The 22,220-nt window shown below is 52.4% G+C and carries 17 protein-coding genes; 11 read left to right on the top strand and 6 right to left on the bottom strand.

The genetic code is table 11. The features are described from left to right. The first annotated feature begins 63 nt into the window (after positions 1–63). Together PLF13_09155 and PLF13_09150 are read left to right on the top strand one after the other, a co-directional pair. Positions 64–2,235, top strand: coding sequence for a hypothetical protein (locus PLF13_09155; protein ID HOP07445.1), 2,172 nt, complete (start codon positions 64–66; stop codon positions 2,233–2,235). A gap of 106 nt (positions 2,236–2,341) precedes the next feature. After that, positions 2,342–3,484, top strand: coding sequence for a saccharopine dehydrogenase C-terminal domain-containing protein (locus tag PLF13_09150; GenBank protein ID HOP07444.1), 1,143 nt, complete (start codon positions 2,342–2,344; stop codon positions 3,482–3,484). A 5-nt stretch (positions 3,485–3,489) separates the two neighbouring features. On the opposite strand, the gene PLF13_09145 is transcribed toward PLF13_09150, so the two are convergent. The 5 genes from PLF13_09145 to PLF13_09125 all read right to left on the bottom strand — a co-directional run bounded on the left by PLF13_09145 (position 3,490) and on the right by PLF13_09125 (position 9,463). Further along, positions 3,490–4,257 carry a prepilin-type N-terminal cleavage/methylation domain-containing protein gene (locus PLF13_09145; GenBank protein HOP07443.1) on the bottom strand — a complete coding sequence of 256 codons (768 nt, stop codon included), beginning with the start codon at positions 4,255–4,257 and terminating at the stop codon, positions 3,490–3,492. Further along, positions 4,257–5,753 carry a hypothetical protein gene (locus PLF13_09140; GenBank protein HOP07442.1) on the bottom strand — a complete coding sequence of 499 codons (1,497 nt, stop codon included), beginning with the start codon at positions 5,751–5,753 and terminating at the stop codon, positions 4,257–4,259. Before PLF13_09140 ends, PLF13_09145 begins: the two co-directional genes overlap by 1 nt. Further along, on the bottom strand, positions 5,743–7,704 hold the full coding sequence (locus tag PLF13_09135) for a hypothetical protein (protein ID HOP07441.1): 1,962 nt from the start codon (positions 7,702–7,704) through the stop codon (positions 5,743–5,745). The genes PLF13_09140 and PLF13_09135 overlap by 11 nt, the downstream gene beginning before the upstream one ends. Then, the gene (locus tag PLF13_09130; protein ID HOP07440.1) at positions 7,701–8,450 is read right to left on the bottom strand and encodes a prepilin-type N-terminal cleavage/methylation domain-containing protein; all 750 of its coding nucleotides are present in this window, start codon (positions 8,448–8,450) and stop codon (positions 7,701–7,703) included. Before PLF13_09130 ends, PLF13_09135 begins: the two co-directional genes overlap by 4 nt. Positions 8,451–9,145: 695 nt before the next feature. Beyond that, the gene (locus tag PLF13_09125) at positions 9,146–9,463 is read right to left on the bottom strand and encodes a 2Fe-2S iron-sulfur cluster-binding protein (protein HOP07439.1); all 318 of its coding nucleotides are present in this window, start codon (positions 9,461–9,463) and stop codon (positions 9,146–9,148) included. A gap of 607 nt (positions 9,464–10,070) precedes the next feature. On the opposite strand from PLF13_09125, the gene PLF13_09120 reads away from it, so the two are divergent. The 8 genes from PLF13_09120 (at position 10,071) to PLF13_09085 (ending at position 17,771) form a co-directional block, all read left to right on the top strand. Continuing rightward, positions 10,071–10,481 (top strand): Rrf2 family transcriptional regulator, encoded by a 411-nt coding sequence (locus tag PLF13_09120; GenBank protein ID HOP07438.1) that lies wholly within the window; start codon positions 10,071–10,073, stop codon positions 10,479–10,481. A 233-nt stretch (positions 10,482–10,714) separates the two neighbouring features. Beyond that, positions 10,715–11,599, top strand: coding sequence for a pyridoxal 5'-phosphate synthase lyase subunit PdxS (gene pdxS, locus PLF13_09115; protein HOP07437.1), 885 nt, complete (start codon positions 10,715–10,717; stop codon positions 11,597–11,599). 518 nt (positions 11,600–12,117) lie between these two features. Continuing rightward, positions 12,118–12,735, top strand: a complete 618-nt coding sequence (pdxT, locus tag PLF13_09110; GenBank protein HOP07436.1) for a pyridoxal 5'-phosphate synthase glutaminase subunit PdxT — start codon at positions 12,118–12,120, stop codon at positions 12,733–12,735. A gap of 53 nt (positions 12,736–12,788) precedes the next feature. Next, positions 12,789–13,718, top strand: coding sequence for a 4-hydroxy-3-methylbut-2-enyl diphosphate reductase (ispH, locus tag PLF13_09105; protein HOP07435.1), 930 nt, complete (start codon positions 12,789–12,791; stop codon positions 13,716–13,718). A gap of 12 nt (positions 13,719–13,730) precedes the next feature. Continuing rightward, the gene (locus PLF13_09100; GenBank protein HOP07434.1) at positions 13,731–13,973 is read left to right on the top strand and encodes a hypothetical protein; all 243 of its coding nucleotides are present in this window, start codon (positions 13,731–13,733) and stop codon (positions 13,971–13,973) included. Positions 13,974–14,682: 709 nt separating this feature from the next. Then, on the top strand, positions 14,683–15,150 hold the full coding sequence (locus PLF13_09095) for an ArsC/Spx/MgsR family protein (GenBank protein HOP07433.1): 468 nt from the start codon (positions 14,683–14,685) through the stop codon (positions 15,148–15,150). Between the two features lie 87 nt (positions 15,151–15,237). Continuing rightward, complete coding sequence (locus PLF13_09090) at positions 15,238–16,914, top strand: electron transfer flavoprotein-ubiquinone oxidoreductase (GenBank protein HOP07432.1); 1,677 nt, start codon at positions 15,238–15,240, stop codon at positions 16,912–16,914. A gap of 350 nt (positions 16,915–17,264) precedes the next feature. After that, on the top strand, positions 17,265–17,771 hold the full coding sequence (locus PLF13_09085; GenBank protein ID HOP07431.1) for a hypothetical protein: 507 nt from the start codon (positions 17,265–17,267) through the stop codon (positions 17,769–17,771). A gap of 86 nt (positions 17,772–17,857) precedes the next feature. On the opposite strand, the gene PLF13_09080 is transcribed toward PLF13_09085, so the two are convergent. Continuing rightward, a complete protein-coding gene (locus PLF13_09080) occupies positions 17,858–19,714 on the bottom strand; it encodes a peptidylprolyl isomerase (GenBank protein ID HOP07430.1) in 1,857 nt (618 codons plus the stop codon). A gap of 193 nt (positions 19,715–19,907) precedes the next feature. On the opposite strand from PLF13_09080, the gene PLF13_09075 reads away from it, so the two are divergent. Then, complete coding sequence (locus PLF13_09075; GenBank protein ID HOP07429.1) at positions 19,908–22,217, top strand: hypothetical protein; 2,310 nt, start codon at positions 19,908–19,910, stop codon at positions 22,215–22,217. The last annotated feature ends 3 nt before the right edge of the window (positions 22,218–22,220 follow it).

The raw sequence follows: 22,220 nt of genomic DNA, 5'->3' as shown, positions 1-22,220 counted from the left end.
TTCAAGTGATCTTGCCCGCAATGTCGAGTCGTCTAAACCGGGGCTGGGGCGTATAAAGAGACAATGTTCGGAATAGAAGACCCACAACTTGAGTTTCTCTCCGGTTATCAATGGTTGATATGGCCGGTGCTGGCGTTGCTGATAGCGCTGGCGATATGGACCTATCGTCGTACCAATCCTCCTCTACCGGGCTGGCTTCGAGTGGTTATGGTGGTGTTGCGTTCGATTGCGTTACTCGCCCTGATTGCCACCCTGCTTCAGCCGGTGTTGAGTTTTACCGACAGGTACACTCGTCCGCCGCGTGTTACCCTGTTGCTTGATCGTTCAGCCTCGATGGAAACGGTTGAAGACGGTCTGACCCGGCGAGCACGAGTAGATTCGTTGTTATCTTCGCCGGTGATGTCCGATATTGAAGATCGAGCAAAGCTGAGAGTTTTCTATTTCGGCGGTGGATTGAGCGATCAGGCAGATGAAATCGACCCGGAAAAAACCGCTCTTGGTGATGCTCTGGCGCGATTGCAGACGGTCGAACTAGCCGAACCGCCCGACTGCCGGTTGGTTTTCACCGACGGCAACAGTAATTTCGGTCAACGTCCCCAGGCGGCTCTGGCCTCTTCGGAAATCCCCTTGACAACGATTGACATGGCCGCCGCCGCTCAGGATTTCGATATATCTCTTGATGAGGTCTCATTCAATCCGGTGCTGTTCGCGGACAAACCCACCGAGCTGAAAACGCGCTTAAAATGGCACGGCGCCCACAACCAGACCGCTGCCGTTGAATTGGTTGACAATGGTAAAGCACTTACCACGAAGCGGATTCCGCTCTCGGTCGAGGACGGCTTCGGGGAGGTGCGACTGGACTACACCCCGTCCGATCCCGGCCAGAAGATGTTGCAGGTGCGAATCGTGCCGGTTGACGGTGAGCGTACTTCCGACAATAACAATCGCACCTATGCCGTCAAGGTGCTCAAGAGTCGCATGTCGGTTCTCCTGATAGCCGAGTCACCCGATTATGAAGTCGGATTCCTGAAACGATTCCTCGATCGTTCCGAGAAGTACGAAGTTGATTTTCGTGTTACAGGATCCCCGGCAGGGAATTTAGCCGGAAGTTTCCCGACCCGGATTACCGAGTTGAATCGTTATGATCTGGTGATCCTGTATGACCCGAATCCATCACGTCTGACTCCTCACGCCGGTATAATCAAGTCTTATCTGTCCGATCGTGGCGGTGCGGTGTGGTTGATTATGGGACCGCATTTTGCCAATGGGAGAGTTCAGCCATGGATGGAAGACCTCTTGCCGTTTTTCTCGACCGCCGTTCGCACTCCGATCACGCGGTCGTTCAATGCCCAGCCGACCGAAGACAACCTTTTCCACCCGGTCGTGCGGCTGGCCGACGAACAGGCGGCTGTGCGGCAGGCCTGGGCCGATTTGCAACCGTTTGATCGCCTGGTTTTTTGCGACACGGTCCAAAGCCAGGCGGTGTTGCTGGCTACGACCGTCAATCCAATGATTGGACGCGGGGAAGTTCCGGTGTTGGGCTTCCGACGTATCGGCGCCGGTAAACTACTGGCCGCCGCCGCTACTCCCTTCTGGCCGTGGGGATTCTCGGCCCGAATCGTTGACCCGAATGAGTCTCCTTATACGAAATTCCTCTCCGGTACGGTTGAATGGCTCACGGTTAGCGATGATTTTGCCCCGCTGCAAATAAAGCCATCAAGCGATGTCTTCACCCGAGGAGAACCGGTGCAATTCACCGGCTATGCTTATGACCTCGGGTATCGACCGTTGCCCGGTGTCAGTGGAACTGTCGATCTGATCAATACCGACAACGGCGAGAAATTTCAAACCGATCTGATCGGCGAGGGGGAGGGAATTCTCTCCGGCCGTTTTGCCAATCTTCCTCCCGGTGACTACCGTTTCAACGGCGAACTGACCACCGACAGCGCCCAGCTAAAACAGGTCTCCGGACAAATTCGGGTGGAGTCTTTCTCACTCGAAGAATTCGATCGTTCGGGTCGTCCCGGGTTGCTGGCCGAGTTGGCTCGTATGACCGGCGGCAGGTATCTCAAGGCCGATCAGTTCAACGAGTTAACGTCTACCCTTGATCTCCGCCCGATTGCCGTGGATGAGCATCGTGAACTGTCTTTTTGGGGCAAGTTCTGGATGCTTATGATCGCCGTGGGGGCGCTTTCTCTTGAGTGGTTGATCCGCAAGGCCAATCAGCTTATCTAGGCGGATAAAACAGATCCGCTGTTTACACGAATTATCCCCTGTTAATTCTTGCCAATTTTCCCCTGATAGAGCTTATTGGCTCCTCAAAGACAGAAGGAGACGTGACATGAAGATTGCGGTGTTGGGCGCCGGTCTGATGGGACGAGCGGCGGTGTATGATCTGGCTCAAAACGATGCTATCGACGAAATCGGAGTTTTTGATATAGATGAATCCCTGGCAGCCGAAGTCGCCCAGAAATACGGCTACGGCAAGGGAAAGCCGGGGCGGTTCGATGCCGGTGATGAATCCGCTGCCGTCGAGTTGTTGCAACCTTACGATGCCGCCGTTTCCTGCATCACTTACCGATACAATCCCGGACTTACCCGTGCGGCTATTGCCGCCCATTGTCACCTGGTCGATCTCGGCGGCAATAACGATGTCGTCAACAGCCAGCTTAAGATGAGCAATGAAGCTGCCCGGGCCGATGTGATTATAATTCCGGACTGTGGTCTGGCTCCGGGGCTGATGTCGCTGCTGGCGGCTGATGCCGTTTCTCGCTGCGATGAAGTGAAGAGCATCAAGATTCGTGTCGGTGGTCTGCCGCAGTCTCCGCGTCCTCCGCTTAACTATGAGATGGTTTTCTCCGCTGAGGGTTTGATCAACGAGTATTGGGAGCCTTGTGTTATCCTTGAAGGCGGTTTCAAGAAGACGGTCAATCCTATGAGCGATATTGAAGATCTCGAATTCGACGGTATCGGTGCTCTTGAGGCTTTTAACACTTCCGGCGGCACCTCGACCTTGCCGGATTCATATCAGGGTAAAGTCGATTTTCTCGATTATAAAACCATCCGTTATCCCGGACATTGTCGTCTTTTCAAGCCAATGCTGGAGATAGGGCTTGCCTCGCGGCAGGAACTCGAGGTCGGCGGTGTAAAAGTCGCCCCGCGAGAAGTGCTCAAGGCGGTTCTGGACCGCAATCTGAGTTATGGCGATCTCGACATGGTTCTGGTACGTCTGACCTGTGAAGGGATCAAGGACGGCGCTGCCAAGAAGATCGTTTACGAGATAGTCGACCGCCAGGAGTCAAAAGAATCTTTGACGGCGATGATGCGTACCACGGCTTTCCCGGCGGCGATTATCGCCCAGATGGCGGCGTCGGGTGAGATTACGGCGCGGGGATGTTATCCTCAGGAGAAAGTGGTCAACCCGTCGCTGTTTATCCCCAAGCTCAAAAAGCGCGGAATCAACCTGGTTATTCAGGAAAGCTGATTCGATTACCAGAGGTCGGCGGGGAAGGTCAGGCTGAGCAGGGTAGTGCGTCCCGGTTCGACCGTTATCTGATATTCTACGGTGTCCGAGGTCGGCAGATGAATAGCCTGCAGGCGATGTTGTCCAATCGGAATCGAAGCGAAGCTGAAACTTCCATCCGTTTCCAGACTGCCGGGCGCGGAGGTCATCCCGCCGCTGCCGTTGGGATAATACAACCGCAATGAAATGGAATCCTGGAAATGACTGCCGGGAGAGCTGTTATTGGCATCGACCACATAACCGACAACCCGGTTCGAGGTTAACCAGGCGGTATTGGCAACGATGGTCTTGTCGATATTACTGCCTGACCCGGTCGAGCGAAGATTAGTTCCCGTATAAACGTAGGTTGCGTTCCAGCCGTCGGTTTTGAAGTCATCGGCTCCGGCAGCAACCGAGACATAAGGCCCGTCCCAGGTGGTATAGCTGCCGGGATTGGATACCAGGGCGTCAAGGTTAGGGGGAAGAGCGCCCACATCGCCGACATAGCCGAAATCAGAGCGATGGCCGTCGATAAACAATTCCGGATTTCCGACAATAGCTCGCACCAATTGTTCCATTTCAGTCTTGGTATGATCGTATTTGGCTGTTTCGAGTGATTCCTCCATCCGCATCGTGGCTACGGAGGCAATGATACCGATGATGACAATGACGATCACTGTCTCGATCAAGGTGAAACCGCTTTGTTGTGTGAAGCGGGATGTTTGTCGGCCTTGCCCGTTGAAACAGAAGTTCATTACAACACCCCCATGTTGTAAAGACTGACAACGTCGTCAGCCGACAGCACACGGTCGTAAATCCGCAGGTCGTCAATTTTGCCGTTCCAAGTGTAGTTGGTGCGGTCGCAGCCGATTCGGAATTTGCCGTCGCCGTTTCCGGGTCCCTGACTCAATGAACTGGTTTGGTCGTACAACGCTCCGTCGATATACAGGATCGCTTCACCGGCTGAGCCGTCATAGGTAATTACTACATGATGCCAGGCATCGGCCGCATCCGATAACTGCCAGGTGCTGCTCCAATTCCCGCCACTGGGATGATAAACGGTGAGTTTCTTGCTCGTACCGGAAGCATCGTTCCATTGCAGGGTCCAATGATTGTCATTGCCGGTGGGCGTGCATTTGCAGAATATCGCGGCCCAGGTGACTTGAGAAGCCTCGGCGTAGATCCAGACACTGGCGCTGTAGTCAGAGGCGATTTGCAGGTCGGTGTTATTGACGGTGGTCTGGAAGTAGTCGTTGACGCCGTCAAAATCGAACGCTCCGCTGATTTTCCCGGCCGATGTCCACCCGGCTCCGGCGGCATCGTTTTGCAAATAGGCGTCATATCCGGCACTGCTGAGATCAATAGCTGTCTGACCGGTGTCGTCATCGAGTGGATAATGTCCGATCAAGCCCGGAATTTCACTCGATGAGTACCAAATATCGTCGGTCAAACGCTGAGCGAGGTAAGCCGAAGAACCCGGTGTCACTTCCACGAATCGTCGAAGAGTGTCATGTTCCGTTTCCAGGACGATTTCAAGCGGATGCAGACCGATAGGAATACCGCTGAATTCGTAGTAACCTCCGTTATCCGGATTGGTCGACACGGCCGCAGTTCCTCCGGCGCCGTCGGGGTAGCTGAGGAGTATGGTGATGGAATCAGCGTAGGTCGATCCGGGAATGGTGCCGTCGGCGTCGTACACGTTTCCGTAAACCGCATTGTTCAGTAACTCGGTTGTAGTGTTGGCCAACCGCTTGACGATATCCGATCCTGAACCGGTCGATCTGATCTCGACTCCGCCGGTATATGTATAGCCGGTTCCCCAGGCATCCTGTGCATACTCGCCGCTTGCTTGTGCGAAGTCATCATCGAGATAGGGGCCGTTCCAGGTAGTGTAGCTCCCGGGATTCGTTTTCAGGGCAGCGAGATTGGGCGGCAGGGCGCCGACATCGCCGACATAACCGAAATCGGTTCTGACTCCGGCGTTCCGGAGTGACGGATTACCGATTATCGCGACTGCGATCTGGTCCAATTCCTGTTTGGTCTCTTCATAGCGGGCAGTCTCCACGATTGAGCCCGATGACTGAAGCATGGTGGCGGCCAGGATTCCCATGATTATTATTACCAGCACCACCTCGATCAGAGTTGCCCCGCGCTGACCGTACGCCTGAACCGGAATATACTGTCCGTCTTTATGCACCCGGGAGTTTTCTCTCATCGGCGAACCATTGGTGTTGAGAGGATCAATCCGCATAAATCACCTCCACCCATACCTGAGTGCAATAACCGGGGAAGTGGAAGTTCTGTCCGCGTAGCGATATGCCTGCCTGGAGTGAGGTAATATCCGACCAGGTCCATTCAGCCGATGTTGCCGGATTAGTGGACCAGGTTTCACTGTAATCGGTATACCCGCCGCTCAGGTTTTGACTCGTCCCGTAGTATTCGGTTCCCGAAATCGAAAGCAGCAGCCGCACATCTCCCTGCATGTGATGACGGCGACAACGTGCTACAACACGTACCCCGACAATGGAACCGCTGGAGACGGTCGGATCCTCAATTGCATAAGCATCGTCGGCGTAGGAGTTGCTGGCTTGCTCAAGGCGTGTGGCATCCTCATCGGGTGAGGACTCATCGACACACTGATAATTATCACCACAGCCGGACGTACTCAAGTGAGACTCGTTGCCGACACCGTTGGGGCGAAGAACAAGAGTGTCGATGTCTCCACTGGGTGGCTCGACATAACCGATGTAAAGGGCATCGATATCCTCACCGGTGGTTCCGAAAGGCACATCACCGTCCCAGTAGAGAGTTGCCTGACCGGTGCTGGGGCTGTACAAGACGAGGTCTTCATCATCAAAGGTCAGAGTACCAATTTGAGCCGTTGCATCGCAGGAAAATACGATGTTGCCGTCATCGAGGATATGCACGGCATCGATATCCGCACTACTGGTAAAGACATGGGAACCGTTAAAGATCATCCAGGCGGTGTCGGCCGACGGATCATAGCCGAACAAATCTTCATCGTCGATGTAGAGCCAGGAAATCCATGACGCACTTCTGACAGACATCACCAAATTACCGTTGGGGTAAACGTAAACGGCGTCTATGTCCGTTGACCACCAGAACCGGGAGGAGCCATCGAAGATCACGGTCGCCAGGCCGGTTACGGGATTATAACGTACCAGATCATCCCGGTCGAACCAGGTCATACCGATGGAGCCGGAAGCGTCTGTCGAGAACACGATGGTTCCGGAACTGTCGATATGAACGGCGTCAATATCTTCGTCGCTGCTGAAGATATCGTCTCCTTCGAGGTACATCGAGGCGGTCATGAGAATTCGGTCGTAAGCGACGAGGTCTTCATCCTCCATCGCCTGACCAACGAGCGAGGCATCACTGTCGGTCGATACGATAATGGTGTTGTCCACCGCCGAGGTTGAATCACTCGCGAACTGAACGGTCGGGAAATGAAACACCAGGGTGCCTCGATTACGGGGCATGACGGCCACGAAACGACTCAGCGTGTCGTTCTCCGGCAGGTAAATGGCGCGAACCGGGTGAAGGCCTATCGGGAGCGAATCCAGAGTGAAGGTTCCGACAGCGGAGACGGGTGCTGTTTTTATCGTTGTGTGTCCGGAACCGTTCGGAATAACCACTTCGATTCGGACGGAGTCGTCAAAATCTGTTCCCGGCGCCGATCCCGATGAGTCAGCTATAGTGCCGGTTACTTCGTTGTAGAGGAAGTCGGTTGTCGAATGACCCAACGACTGTACGATATTACTGCCGGAGCCGGATGAGGTAATGGTCAAGGCGCCGTCGTAAACGTATGGAGCACCCCAGGCGTCATATCGATAGTTGCTGGAGTCACCCTGGAATTTTATTGGGAAATAAGGGCCATCCCAAGTTGTATACGCACCCGGATTGGAGTAAAGCGCCTGTAGGTTGGGAGGGAATGCCCCGATATCGCCGACATAACCGAAATCGCTCCGCTGACCGCCGGACATAAGGTTGGGGTCGCCAACAATGGCATAAGATAGAGCCTGCATTTCTTCTCTGGTTTCCACCTCGCGACTATCGTCGACTGATGTCTGCGCCGACTGCAGGGCAACCGCTGCCATTATTCCGATCACGACGATGAGAACCGTTAACTCGATTAAACCGAAACCGGCCCGGCTGTTCAGTTTGGTCGGAGGAATTTTCACCAGACTCCTCCGTTGAGCTGGATTTCAAGATAGCTGTGCTTGCCCGGATTAACGCCCAGGCGATAACGCACGGTGTCGGCGGTTGGCAGCCAGGCTATCTCGACCAGGTGCAGGCCAATCGGAAGTGAGTCGATCACAGCGAGGCCGTCGGCACGCGGATTAACGGTGGAGGAGGTCATCACGCCACCCCTTGGGTAATGAATCGTAACCGTGACGGAATCACGGTAGACCGGCCCAGGTGGGTATAAATCCAGGTTTAACAACAGGACATCCGCCTCGTTGTAAAGCAGGTCGGAGGGGGAGTTGGCCAGCCGGCGCGAGATGTTGCTCCCGGAACCGGTGGAGCGGATATAATTCGCGCCGAAAGTGTAAGCTGTTCCCCAGGCATCGAGACGATACTCGGTTTCCGACCCACCGGCGGCAGCATAGAAATCGTCATGGATATACGGGCCGTTCCAGGTTACGTAACCGCCCGGCCTGTTCACCAGATTGTCCAGGCTGATCGGCATGGAACCAACATCACCGACATAGCCGTAGTCAACTCGGCTGCCGCCGGTTATAAGATCGGCCTGGCCGATTGTGGCATCCGCCAGTTGGTCCAGTTCCAGCATGGTTTCTTCATAACGGCCGGTTTCGGTAACCTTGTTGAGGCCGTCAATGGCTACCGAAGCAATGACTCCGACAATGATTATCACCACCAGGAGTTCGACCAGAGAGTAACCGTCTGTGTGTTTAGCTCGGATCAATCCTTACATCCACGTAAATCGAGTTATAGTAAGGATATCGGCAGATGTTTAGCTGTTTTGAGCCGTAATGATCCGGTTGTGGGAAGCGACGGACAGGAGTAATGGTCGATCAGCAGTCATAATTTAGAGTTATCCACATTCTAAACCATATAAATCGCTCCTATTCGGTGTCCTCCAGTCAGTTACGGAGAATTGGGTTCGTTTTGTTTTTTTGTGTCTTTGTTTGATGAGCAATGACGGTCTGTCATCAAACAGGCTGCCATTGCCGCCTACCGGGCGGATCACAGAAACAGGGGCCGACGAGGACGTCGGCCGCCCACCAATCCGTCCACGCATTGTTGAAACTTCGCATGGCAAATCCCACCCGAGGCACGGGTGGGCCACCAAGATGATTTCTCCTCTGTTACTAAAGGTGGCAGGTCTCGGGGAGGTTTTCCCAGCAGTGTCAGGTTGCAAGCAACCTGACCTACATTCCTCTCGTTTTGTGTCATGAAGCCACAGAAACAGGGGCCGACGAGGACGTCGGCCGCCCACCAATTGCCGAAACTTCGCTTTGTAAATCCCACCCGAGGCACGGGTGGGCCACCAAGATGATTTCTCCTCTGTTACTAAAGGTGGCAGGTCTCGGGGAGGTTTTCTCTACTATAGAAGCGGTACGAGAAGGTGTGGCTAAGTTGTAACGATTTCGTGAATGGCTAAAGCAGGTCGTCCAGATCATCCTCCTCAGAGGGAGGGATATGCACGACCAGGTCGGAGGTTACGCGGCATTGACAAGAAAGACGCGAGTTATCGCGGTAGTCATTGGCTTCTTCGAGCATCTCCAGTTCATCGTCGCCGGCGGGATTGAGAGTGTCGAATCCTTGTTCGATATGAACATGGCAACTGGCGCAGGCACAGTTACCGCCGCAGTTGTGGTTTATGCGAATGTTGTTGTCGAGCCCGGCGTCAAGTAAGATAGTACCTTCCTTAACCTCGACTTCAATTCCCAGGGGTTGAAACAGCACTTTCGGCATAACACTCACGGATTTGTTAATTCATTTTTATTCTCAGGTTATAATAACATGCTTGTCTGGTGTGCGGTCAATTAAAATGGCGCCTCAACGTGTGGCGAGCAGGTTGTTCCATTAAATCAATCCGATCGAATTCACTCACGAATGGCTTCTTAATCAGGACAGCGGTTTTATTTATAGCAGGTCTCGGGGAGGCTTTCCCGGCAGTGTCAGGTCGCAAGCAACTTGACCTACATTTCTCTCGTTTTGTGTCATAAGGCCACAGACACAGGGGCCGACGAGGACGTCGGCCGCCCACCAACATGGTTGGTTTCATCGCGAGATTATTAACTGGAGTCAGGTAGGTAAGATTCCGCAGTTGTACTCCCTTTGATAAAACATTGGCCGTCTACTATAATCCTACCAATGTATCAGAAGGGCGTCAGGCAGGGGTGAAGTCGGGGATTCATCGTATTGAAGGTCGATATTTGCAACTTTTTTATGGACGAGGCCGAGAAAGCTGTGTATAATCTATCGTAACGTGGAAAAATAGGGAAACAATAGTTATCTTCCGGATGTTGCAACGGTATAAGATGACTTTGAATTAATACTGTCAAAAGGGAAGCAGACAATGAGGCTATCAAGAAAATCCGACTATGCGCTTCGTGCCGTGCGGCATATCTCGGGTCTTCCCAAGGGTAAACTGGGATCGATCAACTCTATCGCCGAGGCCGAGTCGGTACCGCGTGAGTTTCTGGCTAAAATTCTTAAAGATCTCACTCGCGGCGGTATCCTGGTTTCATACCAGGGTGTCAAGGGCGGTTATGCGCTGGCGCACGACCCCAAAGACATTACTTTTCTCGATGTCATTGAGGCGATTGACGGTCCGGTGCATCTGAATCTTTGCACGGAGCCGGAGGGCTGCCGTTGTGAGCATTTCACCCAGTGTGAGTTACGCAATTTCTGGGAAGTTCAGGAAGTGTCTTTCAAAAAGGCTCTCAAGAAGCAGCATTTCGGACGATTCAAGCGCGGCCGTAAATAAAAGACAAAAAAATCAATAATTAAAGGCGGTCGATCCTCTCAGGATCGGCCGTTTTTGCGTTTAACAATTGGACGGTTGAATATGGTTAAAGACCTGATAGGCCTTGTTTTTGCCGAAAGTTTCATATTATATTGATTGTTCAGGTCCGGAATCCGCACGTCGGTGATATATATCGGCGATATTGGCGGCCAAGCCGGCAGGATAGGATTTGATCGATTCCATTGGAGGTAACAATGTTTGATTTCAACGATAAACAGCACAAAGTTAAAGTCGGTCTGGCGGAGATGCTTAAAGGCGGGGTGATCATGGATGTGGTCAACGCCGACCAGGCCAAGATAGCCGAGAACTCCGGTGCGGCAGCCGTCATGGCGCTCGAAAGAGTCCCGTCGGATATTCGCGCTGAAGGCGGCGTGGCGCGTATGGCCGACTTGGATATTATCGAGAAGATCAAAAAAGCGGTGACGATTCCGGTTATGGCCAAATGCCGAATCGGGCATTTTTCCGAGGCACACGTGCTCGAAACGCTCGAAATCGATTTTATTGACGAATCCGAGGTGCTGACTCCGGCCGACAACAAATATCATGTCGACAAGTGGAGTTTCAAGGTCCCGTTCGTATGCGGCTGCCGTAATCTGGGCGAAGCGTTGCGCCGTATTTCCGAGGGAGCGGCGATGATCCGTACCAAGGGTGAGGCCGGAACGGGTGATGTCTCCGAGGCGGTGAAACATCTGCGCGAAATCAACGCCGAAATGCGCGCCCTGACGAGCATGCGCGAGGATGAACTGTACGGTGTGGCTAAGGAGCATCGGGTGCCGATCGAACTGGTGCGAATGGTAGCCAAGGCAGGTAAGCTGCCGGTGCCGAATTTCGCGGCGGGCGGAATTGCCACCCCGGCCGATGCTGCACTGTGTATGCATCTGGGAGCCGAGGCGGTGTTCGTGGGATCGGGGATTTTCAAATCCGACAATCCCGAAGCACGCGCCAAGGCGATTGTCTCCGCCACTACCCATTACGATGATTACAAGATCGTAGCCGATGCCTCGCGTGGATTGGGCCAGGCGATGAAAGGGATTCAGGTTTCATCGATCGATAAGGAAAATCTCCTGCATACCCGCTGAGCTGGGCAGAACGAAGAGATAATAAACGTCGTTAAGGCGGGATTTAAGTCCCGCCTTTTTTTGTGGGGGAGGGATGTATGAGATAACGTGAGCGACCCACGAACTACATTCGGCGTCTTGCCAATCCATAGCACGTCTCGGGGAGACGTGCCCTACAGTGTCAGGTTGCAAGCAACCTGACCTGCAAACTTGTTCTACGGATCAATTAAAGGTGCCGACACAGGGGCAGACGAGACGTCTGCCGCCCACAAAACAACGAAGTTCCAGAGTCTCTCCGTCGCGAACATCCCCAGATATCTCTGTCGCTTTAATCGAACGACATCGCGATCCGGCAGGTCTCGGGGATATCTGCCCTACGGTTTCTATCGTGACGGTGCAGGCAAAGGGGCAGACGTCTGCCGCCCACGAAAGGATTGCCCCGTCGATTTGGTGTAGTTCTTTTCCCTTGTGTGACAACCTCCCCTTGACCGGGCCGGAATCATCCCTTTATTTACTGCGGTTTTGGAAAAGGAGTGAGCGTGGTCCATGCAATAGAACAACTCAAGGTCGGGGTACTGGCCCTTCAGGGAGATTTCGAGATGCATCGGCGGCAGATTGCCCTGCTCGGGGCAGAGCCACACCTGGTGAAACTTCCGGATCATTTAACCGATCTTGACGCCCTCATCATTCCCGGCGGAGAATCGACCACGATGGATAAGCTTATGGATCGTTTTGCGTTGCGTAAACCGCTGCTCGAATTCGGGGCAAGGAAACCAATCTGGGGTACTTGTGCCGGGATGATTATGCTTTCTTCAGAGGTAATCGACAACCAGGCTGGGATCAAACCGCTGGCCCTGATGGATATGAGCGTGCTGCGTAACGGCTATGGACGCCAGGTGTTTTCGTTCGAAGAGAAAGTCACGGCTGATCTGGACGGAACCGCGACTGAATTGACGGCGACTTTTATTCGGGCTCCAAGGTTGACAAGGCTCGGTGATCGTCTGACACCACTTGCCGAGTATGCCGGTTCACCGGTGCTGGTGGCCTCCGAGCGGCATCTGGCCAGTTCTTTTCACAGCGAGCTTGACGACGACACGCGACTGCTCGAGTTTTTTCTGACACATTTTGCCCTGAAATCCGGATCTCAATCCGTATAGGTTGATATACAACCGGACGGCCATGGTTCGATCAAGACACAGGGATAACTGATATGATCAAGAAGATCTATCTCGCCCGCCATCAGGGATTCTGCATGGGGGTGAAGCGGGCAATTAAGATAGCCGAAGAGACGGCCGACCGGTTGGCCGGTAAAGAGAATGTAACGATTCTCAACGAAATCGTTCACAATGAAGCGGTGGTGGAGAAGTTCCGACAGAAGGGAGTCGGTCAGGTTCTGAACGTGGATCAAGTCGACCGGGGGACGTTGATTATTTCCGCTCACGGCATTTCTCCGGAAATCGTCCATCGCGCCGAGGCCAAAGGCTTGACAGTGGTCGATGCCACCTGTCCTTTGGTGACGCGAATTTATGAAATTATCGAGAAAGCGATCGGCCAGGGATACTATATCATCCATTTCGGGGAAGCACACCATGACGAAACCGCCGGGGTGGTCGGGCATGCTCCGGATCGAATCACGGTGGTCGGCAACAAGGAAGAAATGCTGGCTTTACCGGACTGGAAAGATCGCAAATTAGGTTTGACGGTACAGACTACCGCGCATGTCGATTTATTCAACGAGATCAAAGCGGTAGCGCTTGAAAAATGGCCGCACATAAAAGTATTCAACACCGTTTGCAATGCCACGACACAGCGGCAGTCGGCAATCATGGAGCTGGCTCCGAAGGTTGATATAATACTCGTGGTGGGATCCAGGTCTTCGGCGAATTCCAATCGTCTCACGGCAATCTCAGAGGCCGCCTGCGGACGGGGACGACTGATCAACAGCAAGGATGATATCGATCCGAACTGGTTCGAGGCTGCCGATGTAAACAATGTCGGAGTGTCAGCCGGGGCCTCGACGCCTCAGTTTCTGGTCGATGCCGTGATCGAGCGACTGGTCGAGATATCGAACGGTCGGGCTGAAGTAATCATCCCGGTACGTAACAAACCCGCCGAAACGAATTCTTCGGCTCGCCGTTAACCGGACGAGTACATTTTTAACGATATCGACAAAGAAAATTATCCCGAGACAATCGAACCGGCGGCGCGAAAATTGCGACGGGGAGGATTGTTTATCACCGACAATGTTATCTGGAGTGGTCGGGTATTGAATGATAAACCCGACAAAGCTACTCAGGCAATTATCGAATTCACTCGGAAACTCTACGACGATAAACGATTCTTCACGACAATCATACCGATAAACGACGGAATAGCGATAGCTCTTCGTCTCTGATCAATAAAACATTGATGGAATTTGTAACCGGTAGTCGTAATCCCTCCGGATGTTTAATGCAATCAGACCGTTATATGAGTGAGACCGGGCCGTCCGATACATGAAATCAGTTCTCTTCGTTGCTAATAGTGGGGTTTGTATCTGCGGTTGATGAACATGTTTACCGGCGGTTATGCAGCTTTTTTGACCGATCTCATCGATCAATTCTACCTTTTTGTTGACAAAACTGTCATAAAACATGAAGAATGAAACAAAACCGACGGGTAATTCGTTAAAGGTGTGATTGAACGTTTCTAAAGCGGCAGCGTCGATGACCCGATAGTATCATTAGGGTGTCCATCGAGCTGCTTCTCCCAGTCGATAGTTCTAGCGACAACCAGTTATTGGAAGCCTGGACAGGACACCGGGGGCACTACCGGACATAACCAGGGACGGCGAGCATAAGCTCGATCTCTAATTTAATAAGTCCGAACAGACATCAGAAACTGAATCTTGAGTTAGAAATTGGTTGACAAAGCCCGGGGAATATGCTTTTTATTAGCCGCTAATCACCTAAGGGGTATCTGACCCCGACCGTGACCGGTCACTAAATGATCGCCGAGGGGTTTTTCCCGTAACGGGAGCGATCTGAGACCACCCAAATCTTCAGGCTTTGTCGGAACCGACGTTGTAAGTTCCTTCAAGTTTGTACGCATAAGCAGGAGTTGTTATGCCTTCCAAAAGAGTGTTGTTTCTGTGCTACGGCAGTGATGACATCTGTGAGGAGACACGAAAGTTCGTAGAAGAGACCGGAGTGATGGTTGACTACCGGGACATGGAGAAGAAACCTCTGTCCGAGGATGAACTTTCGCGCTTGATCGGCAACCTGGAAATATCCCATTTTGTCAACACTCTTTCAGAGTCCTACGCCAAACGCGGATTAGACAAAGGTCTTCCGCCACGAACTGAACTGATAAAGATGATGGCCGAGGATTATACGTTAATCAAGCGGCCGATTATCAAGAATACGCGGCTGATAACAGTCGGTTTTGCTCGCGACAAGATCAAAGATATGTTGCAGTTGAACTCGAATGGTCAGTTGATTGAGGTCCAGCCGCCACAACGGCGGAACGATAATCAGAACAGCAAGGGCAACCGCAGAGGTTCGCGTCAGCAGGCTGCTGCCGCCGGTAAGTAAAGCTGTCCGCAAAATCGCTTTTCTTTTGAGCTTTGGCTCGTTATATTCCATGCCATTGAACGACAACAAGTAGGCAAGGGTATAGGTATGGATATTGAGCGCGAAATTCTCCCGACTGACATATTAATCGTTGGCGCCGGGCCGGCCGGGCTGGCGCTCGCCTACAAATTGGCCAAACTGGTCGAGGCTGACGGCAGCGTTGAAATGCCGGAGATTCTCCTGATGGATAAGGGAGCCCATGTGGGAGCTCATTCACTCTCCGGAGCGGTGATGGATCCGCGTGGTCTGGCGGAGTTAATCCCGGACTACAAGGAACTCGGGGCACCTCTCGAAGCCGAGGTGATTGCCGATGCCATGTATTATCTGAACAAGCAGTCAGCTATCAGAATTCCTTTTCTGCCGAAGGAACTCTCCAATGAGGGGAACTATATCGTTTCACTCAACAAACTCACCGCCTGGCTGGGTGAGCAGGTAGAAGCCTGTGGGGTCGATATCTACGCCGGACTGGCCGGTTACGATCTTATCATCAAGGATGACCGGGTGACGGGGGTCCAGACCGTTGATATGGGACTCAATAAGGAGGGCGAGCCACGCAGTAATTTCGAACCCGGTTCGATTATCGAGGCTAAGGTGACGGTTCTCTGTGAGGGTGTTCATGGTTCTTTGACCCGACGTGCTTTCGAAAATATCCCGTGTCTGCGCGAGGACTCTTTACCGCAGGCTTATCTGACCGGCGTCAAAGAGGTCTGGCAGGTACCGGAAGGCAGGATAAAAGCAGGACAGGTATATCACACGATTGGTTGGCCACAGCCGCACGATGAGTACGGTGGCGGTTGGGTTTATGCCATGAGCGACACGATGGTCTCGGTTGGATACGCGGTCGGTTTAGCCTCACCTGATCCGATGAACGACCCGCACATGAAATTCCAGCGCCTCAAGACGCATCCATTCATGCGAGCGATACTCGAGGGCGGTGAGATGCTCCATTATGGGGCAAAGACGATTCCCGACAACGGTTTTTATTCGATGCCGAAGCTCACCCACGACGGTCTTCTGCTTTGCGGTGATTCGGCCGGGATGCTCAATCCGCAGAAACTGAAGGGAATTCATCTGGCGATCAAGTCCGGCATCATGGCGGCGGAAACCTTGTTCGATTGTCTTAAAAACGACAATTTTTCGGCTGATGCGCTGGCCGGTTATCAGCAACGTTTCGATCAGAGCTGGGCGCGCGAGGAGTTATACAAAACGCGTAATTTCCATGCTTCGTTCAAGGGGGGATTGCTGGCCGGTTTGTTCCATGGCGCCACCCAGGTGTTTTGCGGCGGCCGGGGATTTTTCGACCATCGCGTCAACAAACCCGATTACAAGTACATGTGCAAACTGGATGAATACGGTCGTATGACCGGACGTGATCTGGTCAAAGAGAAAGTCAAGTTCGATAACAAGTATACTTTCGACAAGCTGACCGATGTCTACAAGTCCGGTACCATGCACGAAGAAGAGCAACTACCGCACCTGGTGATAGCCGATCTGGATATCTGCAACAATCAGTGCACCGAAGAATACGGTAATCCCTGCCAGCATTTTTGTCCGGCCCAGGTTTATGAAATGGTCGATGACGACAGCCGCCCCGGCAAGAAGAAACTGCAATTGACGCCGTCCAACTGCATCCATTGCAAAACCTGCGATATCGTTGATCCCTATCAGGTGATTCGCTGGGTCGTGCCGCAGGGAGGCGAGGGGCCCAATTACGAGACCATGTAAGAGCAGATCGGTGTTTACAGCCGAGCCGTTCGGAGCCGTAGAACTTGTTGAATAAGTTCTCACGCTAAAATACTCTACAAAAACACAACCAAATTGCGGGCGACACAAGGCCGCCCGCTACGCGGGATCAGGATTCCTAACGCGTAGCGGCGGAGCTTGTCTCCGCAGCAACAGAAGTTTTTCCACAATCCCCGTGGAGGACAGCCCCTGCTTTGGTCCATTACATCGGTTAAGGGCTTAGTTCTTCCAGGGATAACCGGTTTTCAGGCATTCCTGAAGCGGTAGTAATCGCCTACCTCAAGCAGGTTGTTTATCCCGCCGACAATAACAGCATAAATGAGGGGTATAATATGCGTTTAGTACTGACATTCATATTCGGAGCAGTGCTGCTGATCGGATGCTCTGCCGGACCCGGCCGCGATAAAATGCTGCGGTCGTATGCTCTCGACGACATTGACGGTCTGGAAGTAACACCTTACGCCGTTTTCGACAGTATGGTCAGTTACGATGGGCACGGCTCGATCAGGATTACCACTGATTCCACCGTTTCGGTTCCGTTGCTGGTGGTTAACGATCTGCATCTCGATGAAACGTTTCTCGTGTATCAGGCCGCACTGAGAACGCAGGATATCACCGGCAAGGTTTATCTGGAGATGTGGTGTGGTGTCGACGGTGCGGAGTATTTCTCGCGTGATCTCGGTTCACCGTTGAGCGGCAGCAACGACTGGGCGATCGAGTCGACCCCCTTCCGGCTCGAAAAAGGACAAGTGTCTGAGTTGATTCGTTTGAACCTGGTTGTCGAGGGAGGCGGCACGGTCTGGATTGACGATATCGAACTGCTTAGTTCTCCGCTGTGACACCCGGACGGAATCAATAAAAATAGCACCAACGAAAAGGGCTCGTCGTGTCGACGAGCCCTTTTATCTTCGCAAGCTGAAGTCGTCTAGTAATAGCTGTCACGGGGAGCGTTGGTGCGCTCGGTGTTGTTGACGATCGCCGAATTCTGAATCTGAATCTGGAACCAGCGAGCGTATAGTTCTCTCTGTTTCTGAATCATCAATTCGTTGCTGATAGAATCGCGAACACCGGCATACTGACTCAGATCGGGATTGGTCCGCTCGATGAGTTTCATCATGACCGTACCCTGATCATAGTCGATTGGAGGAAGAGTCTGACCTGGCTCCTTGAGGCTGAAAGCGGCGCCGATAGCCTTGGGGTCACGTCCTAATCCTTTAACATATCCGCCGAGTTTGAACGGATCCGGTGTTTCGTATTCCTCACTATATTTCTTGGCGGCGTTTTTCCAGTCGACACCTTTTTCTATCTCTGCCCATATAGCGTTAGCCGTGTCGCGACAAAGGGTGGAGACTTTCCAAAGGACGATATCCTGGGCAACGGCTTTGGCCGCATCTTCATATTTAGCCGGACCAGCCGGAATTCGATCGGCAACTTCGATAACGAAGAATGCATTGCGATTTTCCATCACGTCGGAAATCGCACCTTTCTCATGCTCGAAAGCGAAGGCGTTGGCCACCGGGTCGTTGCCAATGAACTGAATGTTCTTGTCCTTGAAGAAATTGGCGGTGGTTTTAACGGGAAGACTTAGTTCCTCAGCCGCGGCGAGGAATCCATCGTCCTTGGCGACCGTAGCGAATTCGATCAAACGTGACTGAAGGCCCTGGAGTGTTTCTGCCGATGCTTCCGCCTTGACGAGGATATGCAGGCAGTGAACCTTTTCAACGTTTTCAGCTTCAGTCTTGCCGCGCGGGACTTCTTTTTCGGTCTTGGAACCGAGCTTCTTGATAATGTGCCAGCCGTATTGAGTGCGTACCGGTTCGGAAATCTCATCATCCTTCAACGAGAAGGCTCTATCAGAAAAGTCCTTGACCATCTCGCCACGGGAAAACCAGCCCAGATCACCTTTATTGGTGGCGGCGGAAGGATCCTGCGAGAACTCCGAGGCAATGCGTTCGAAATCAGCGCCGTCCATAACGCTGTCACGAAGAGCTTTGGCTTGTTCTTCAGCCTCGGCCCAGTCGAGAGGCGCCGGCTCCTTTTCGAGCATAACGATGTTCAAACGAGAACGATCATCGAGATTGTAGTCATCGATGTGTTCGTCGAAAAACGCACGTTTTTCCTCGTCGGTGCTGGTCGGAGAAGGACTCGAGAAGCGGGCGTAAGCGACGTTGATCAAGCCTACTTTAACTCGTTCCTGATCAGCCATGAAGAACTCACGGATTTCCGATTCAGAGACGTGAGCCGCCTGAATAATCAATTCCTGAGCTTTGAGCTTTTTAATCTCGTTACGGTAGATCGGATCCATCTGCGCCCAGAAGCCGGCCATGTTGGGATCGGCAAGAGCCATCATGTATTTCTGGTAATCGAACTTGCCGTCGGTTTGGAACGAAGGTTGCGATATCAGATCCTGCGGAGGTGTCCGACTGAGATACTGATATAGTTCCTGGTCGGTGACGATGATGTTGTGTTTTTCAACTTCCTGTTGGAGGATCTTATCATAGAGCACCTGTTGCCAGGCGCTACTGCGAATTTCCTCGATTTTACTGTCAGGCAGGTCCTCGTCCGGGTTCTCTTCCATAGCCGCACGGATAAGGGTGTTATAGGCGCGGTTGTAGGTCTCCCAAGTGATCTCTTCACCGTTGACCGAGCCGGCTACGTTTGCCGCCTGATACATACTGCGGGAGGACATTCCCATACCCCATTGCAGCACGATCATCGCCACAAAGAAAACGAGGACGATGATGATAATCGGTAAGATCATCTTGCGTAGAGCATCAAACATTAGAGCTGTCTCCAATCATATTCACGAAACGTTTACTATCTGCACAGGTTTGCCGGCCCGGGGCCGGGTCAGCTTCAGAATATAAGCAAGGGCTCCGAATATACAAGTGGAAGCCTACACATATTTTGAAAAACCGCTGTTTTTTTGTGTATAAACCTTGTAACTTTCAAGCCCATTATAGGTTACATAAAACATGATGAATAGATTATCGGCTCCATTTAGAACATTTTTAGTCCTTCTGATCATGTTGGGCATTTCGGCCTCGGCAGAAGAGTTGTGGCCCATTAAGAATCGTATCGATCTTTCGTCAGGATTCGGAGATTTCCGAGACGGTCATTTCCATGCCGGTCTCGATCTGCGAACCGGAGGGCAGACCGGTGTCGGTGTGTTTTCGCCGGTTTCAGGCTGGGTATGGCGTGTTTCGATGTCCTATTATGGATACGGCAAGGGATTATACATCAAGGGCGATGACGGGCATATCTATGTCTACGGGCATCTTTCCGGGTTCTCGCCGGAAATCGAAAAAGCAGTTCGTAACGAACAGCGACGCCAGCAACGGTATTTTGTCGATTTCTATCTGCCGAAAGACTCGATTAAAATCGACAAAGGGGGATTCATCGCCTATTCCGGTCAGTCCGGCGTGGGAGCGCCGCATCTTCATTTCGAAGAGCGAACCGGAGCCAACGTGCCGATTAATCCGCTCACCCATGGTTTCAGTCTCAGCGATCGTGTCCGTCCGGAACTAGTCCGTATCGGATTCGAAATGACCGATGACCACACCCTGTTCGATAATGCCCGTCGCAAAATGTTGCTGCCGATCACGGCGACCGATGTCCCGGGAATTTATACCATCGACACCATCGTGTATTTCAATCGTCCGTTCGGGGTGCTTGTCGAGGGATTCGATCAAATGCGCAAAGACGGCATGAAACAGGCGGTGTACGAGTACGAATTGTTCATCGACGATAAGCCTTTTTATCGGGTAACCTGGGACTCGCTCGATTTCGACAATACTCGTTCGGTATGTTTCGAATATGATTACGAAGCGGCGGTCCGCGACAAAAAACCGGTGCGCCGGTTGTTCAAATACCCCGGTAACAGCTTCCCCGGTTCTCGTTCTATCGGTCCGGGAGACGGAATTTATGGTACTGACGGTAACGCTTCCGTCGGGCGGCATAAGGCGCGAATAGTAGCTTCAGACGCTTCGGGCAACAAAGCCGAAGTCAGTTTCGATTTTATCTGGGGTCCGGATGGGAACATTTTCGATCTTGACTCGACCGTCGCCTTACCCGGTGACAGCACCTGGTTTTATCTGACCCCGGTCGCGAATTGGACCAGTCTTGGTCTCGATTCGGTACGGATCATGCGCAATCTTCGTAATAGCTGGGGTGAACCGAGCAACCTTTATGTCTTCAGTGATCCGGACGGGGGATTACGCTGCCTGGTTGACGGTTATGGGGTCAAAGGGGCGGTGCTGCGAGTGGTTGGTTTTGTCGGCAACTGTATTATTCCCGACAATATCTTCAACGGGACAAATAAGGAACAGCCGGATCGACTAAAGATCAGTCATGAAGTGCTGGAAGACGGTTTGCTGGTTGATATCGTGGCCGCTCATAAAACCGGCTCAGAGATGCGCGTTGAATTATATGACGGCGACCGTTTATTGGGAGTCGAATACCCCCAGTACCTGAATATGGAACACCATGCCTGTTTCATTCGCCCCAAGCCCGAATATCGCCGGATAACACGTATCGGAGCCACCGCCTCACTCGATCCGAAACGGGAAGTGATAGTGTTCGAGGATTCGGTTGCTTTGTTCGCGGCGGGATTCGATGAACGTCAGGCGTTAGCGGCAGACACGTTTTTCACAGCCTACATAGGAAAGAAAAACTTGTATACGCCGCGTTTCGTGGAGATTAAGTACAACATCCCTCGCGATCGCTCCCTTTTAAGTATGTGTTCGTCACATTACCAGATTTTCCCGGAGCAGTTCGTTACCAAAGAACCTTTCGATATCGAACTGTGGGTGCCAAGTAAGTCCGTCAGTCAGGTTCCTATCGGACTGTGCTGGTTGGACAAAAAAGACGACAAATGGATCTGGCTCAGCGATTCGACAGCGAGCGATACGCTTTCGGCCCAATCAAGCGGAGGCGGCTCGTTTGCCGGAGTCTTTGACAACAATCCGCCGTCGATATCGAACCTTTCGCTAAGCGATGGTCGTACCTACCATGATTCACGACCGGTTATTCGATTCACGGCTGACGATGCCTTATCGGGTATCTACGACGACAATGACGTCTACATCAAACTCGATGGACAATGGCTTATTCCCGAATACGACCCGGAATCACACCTGTGTGTAACCGAGCCGTACGAGCCGCTGAACGAGGGTAAGCACCATTTGGAAATAATCGTATCTGATCGGGCAGGCCATAAAACCGGCGAATTCATCAATTTCTATTATTCGTCAAAGAAGGGGCAACTGCGCCGAAAAGACCAGTGAGAC

The organism is Candidatus Zixiibacteriota bacterium (genome assembly GCA_035380245.1).
Lineage (GTDB): Bacteria > Zixibacteria > MSB-5A5 > GN15 > FEB-12 > DAOSXA01.
This window is presented reverse-complemented; position numbering and strand designations above follow the sequence as displayed.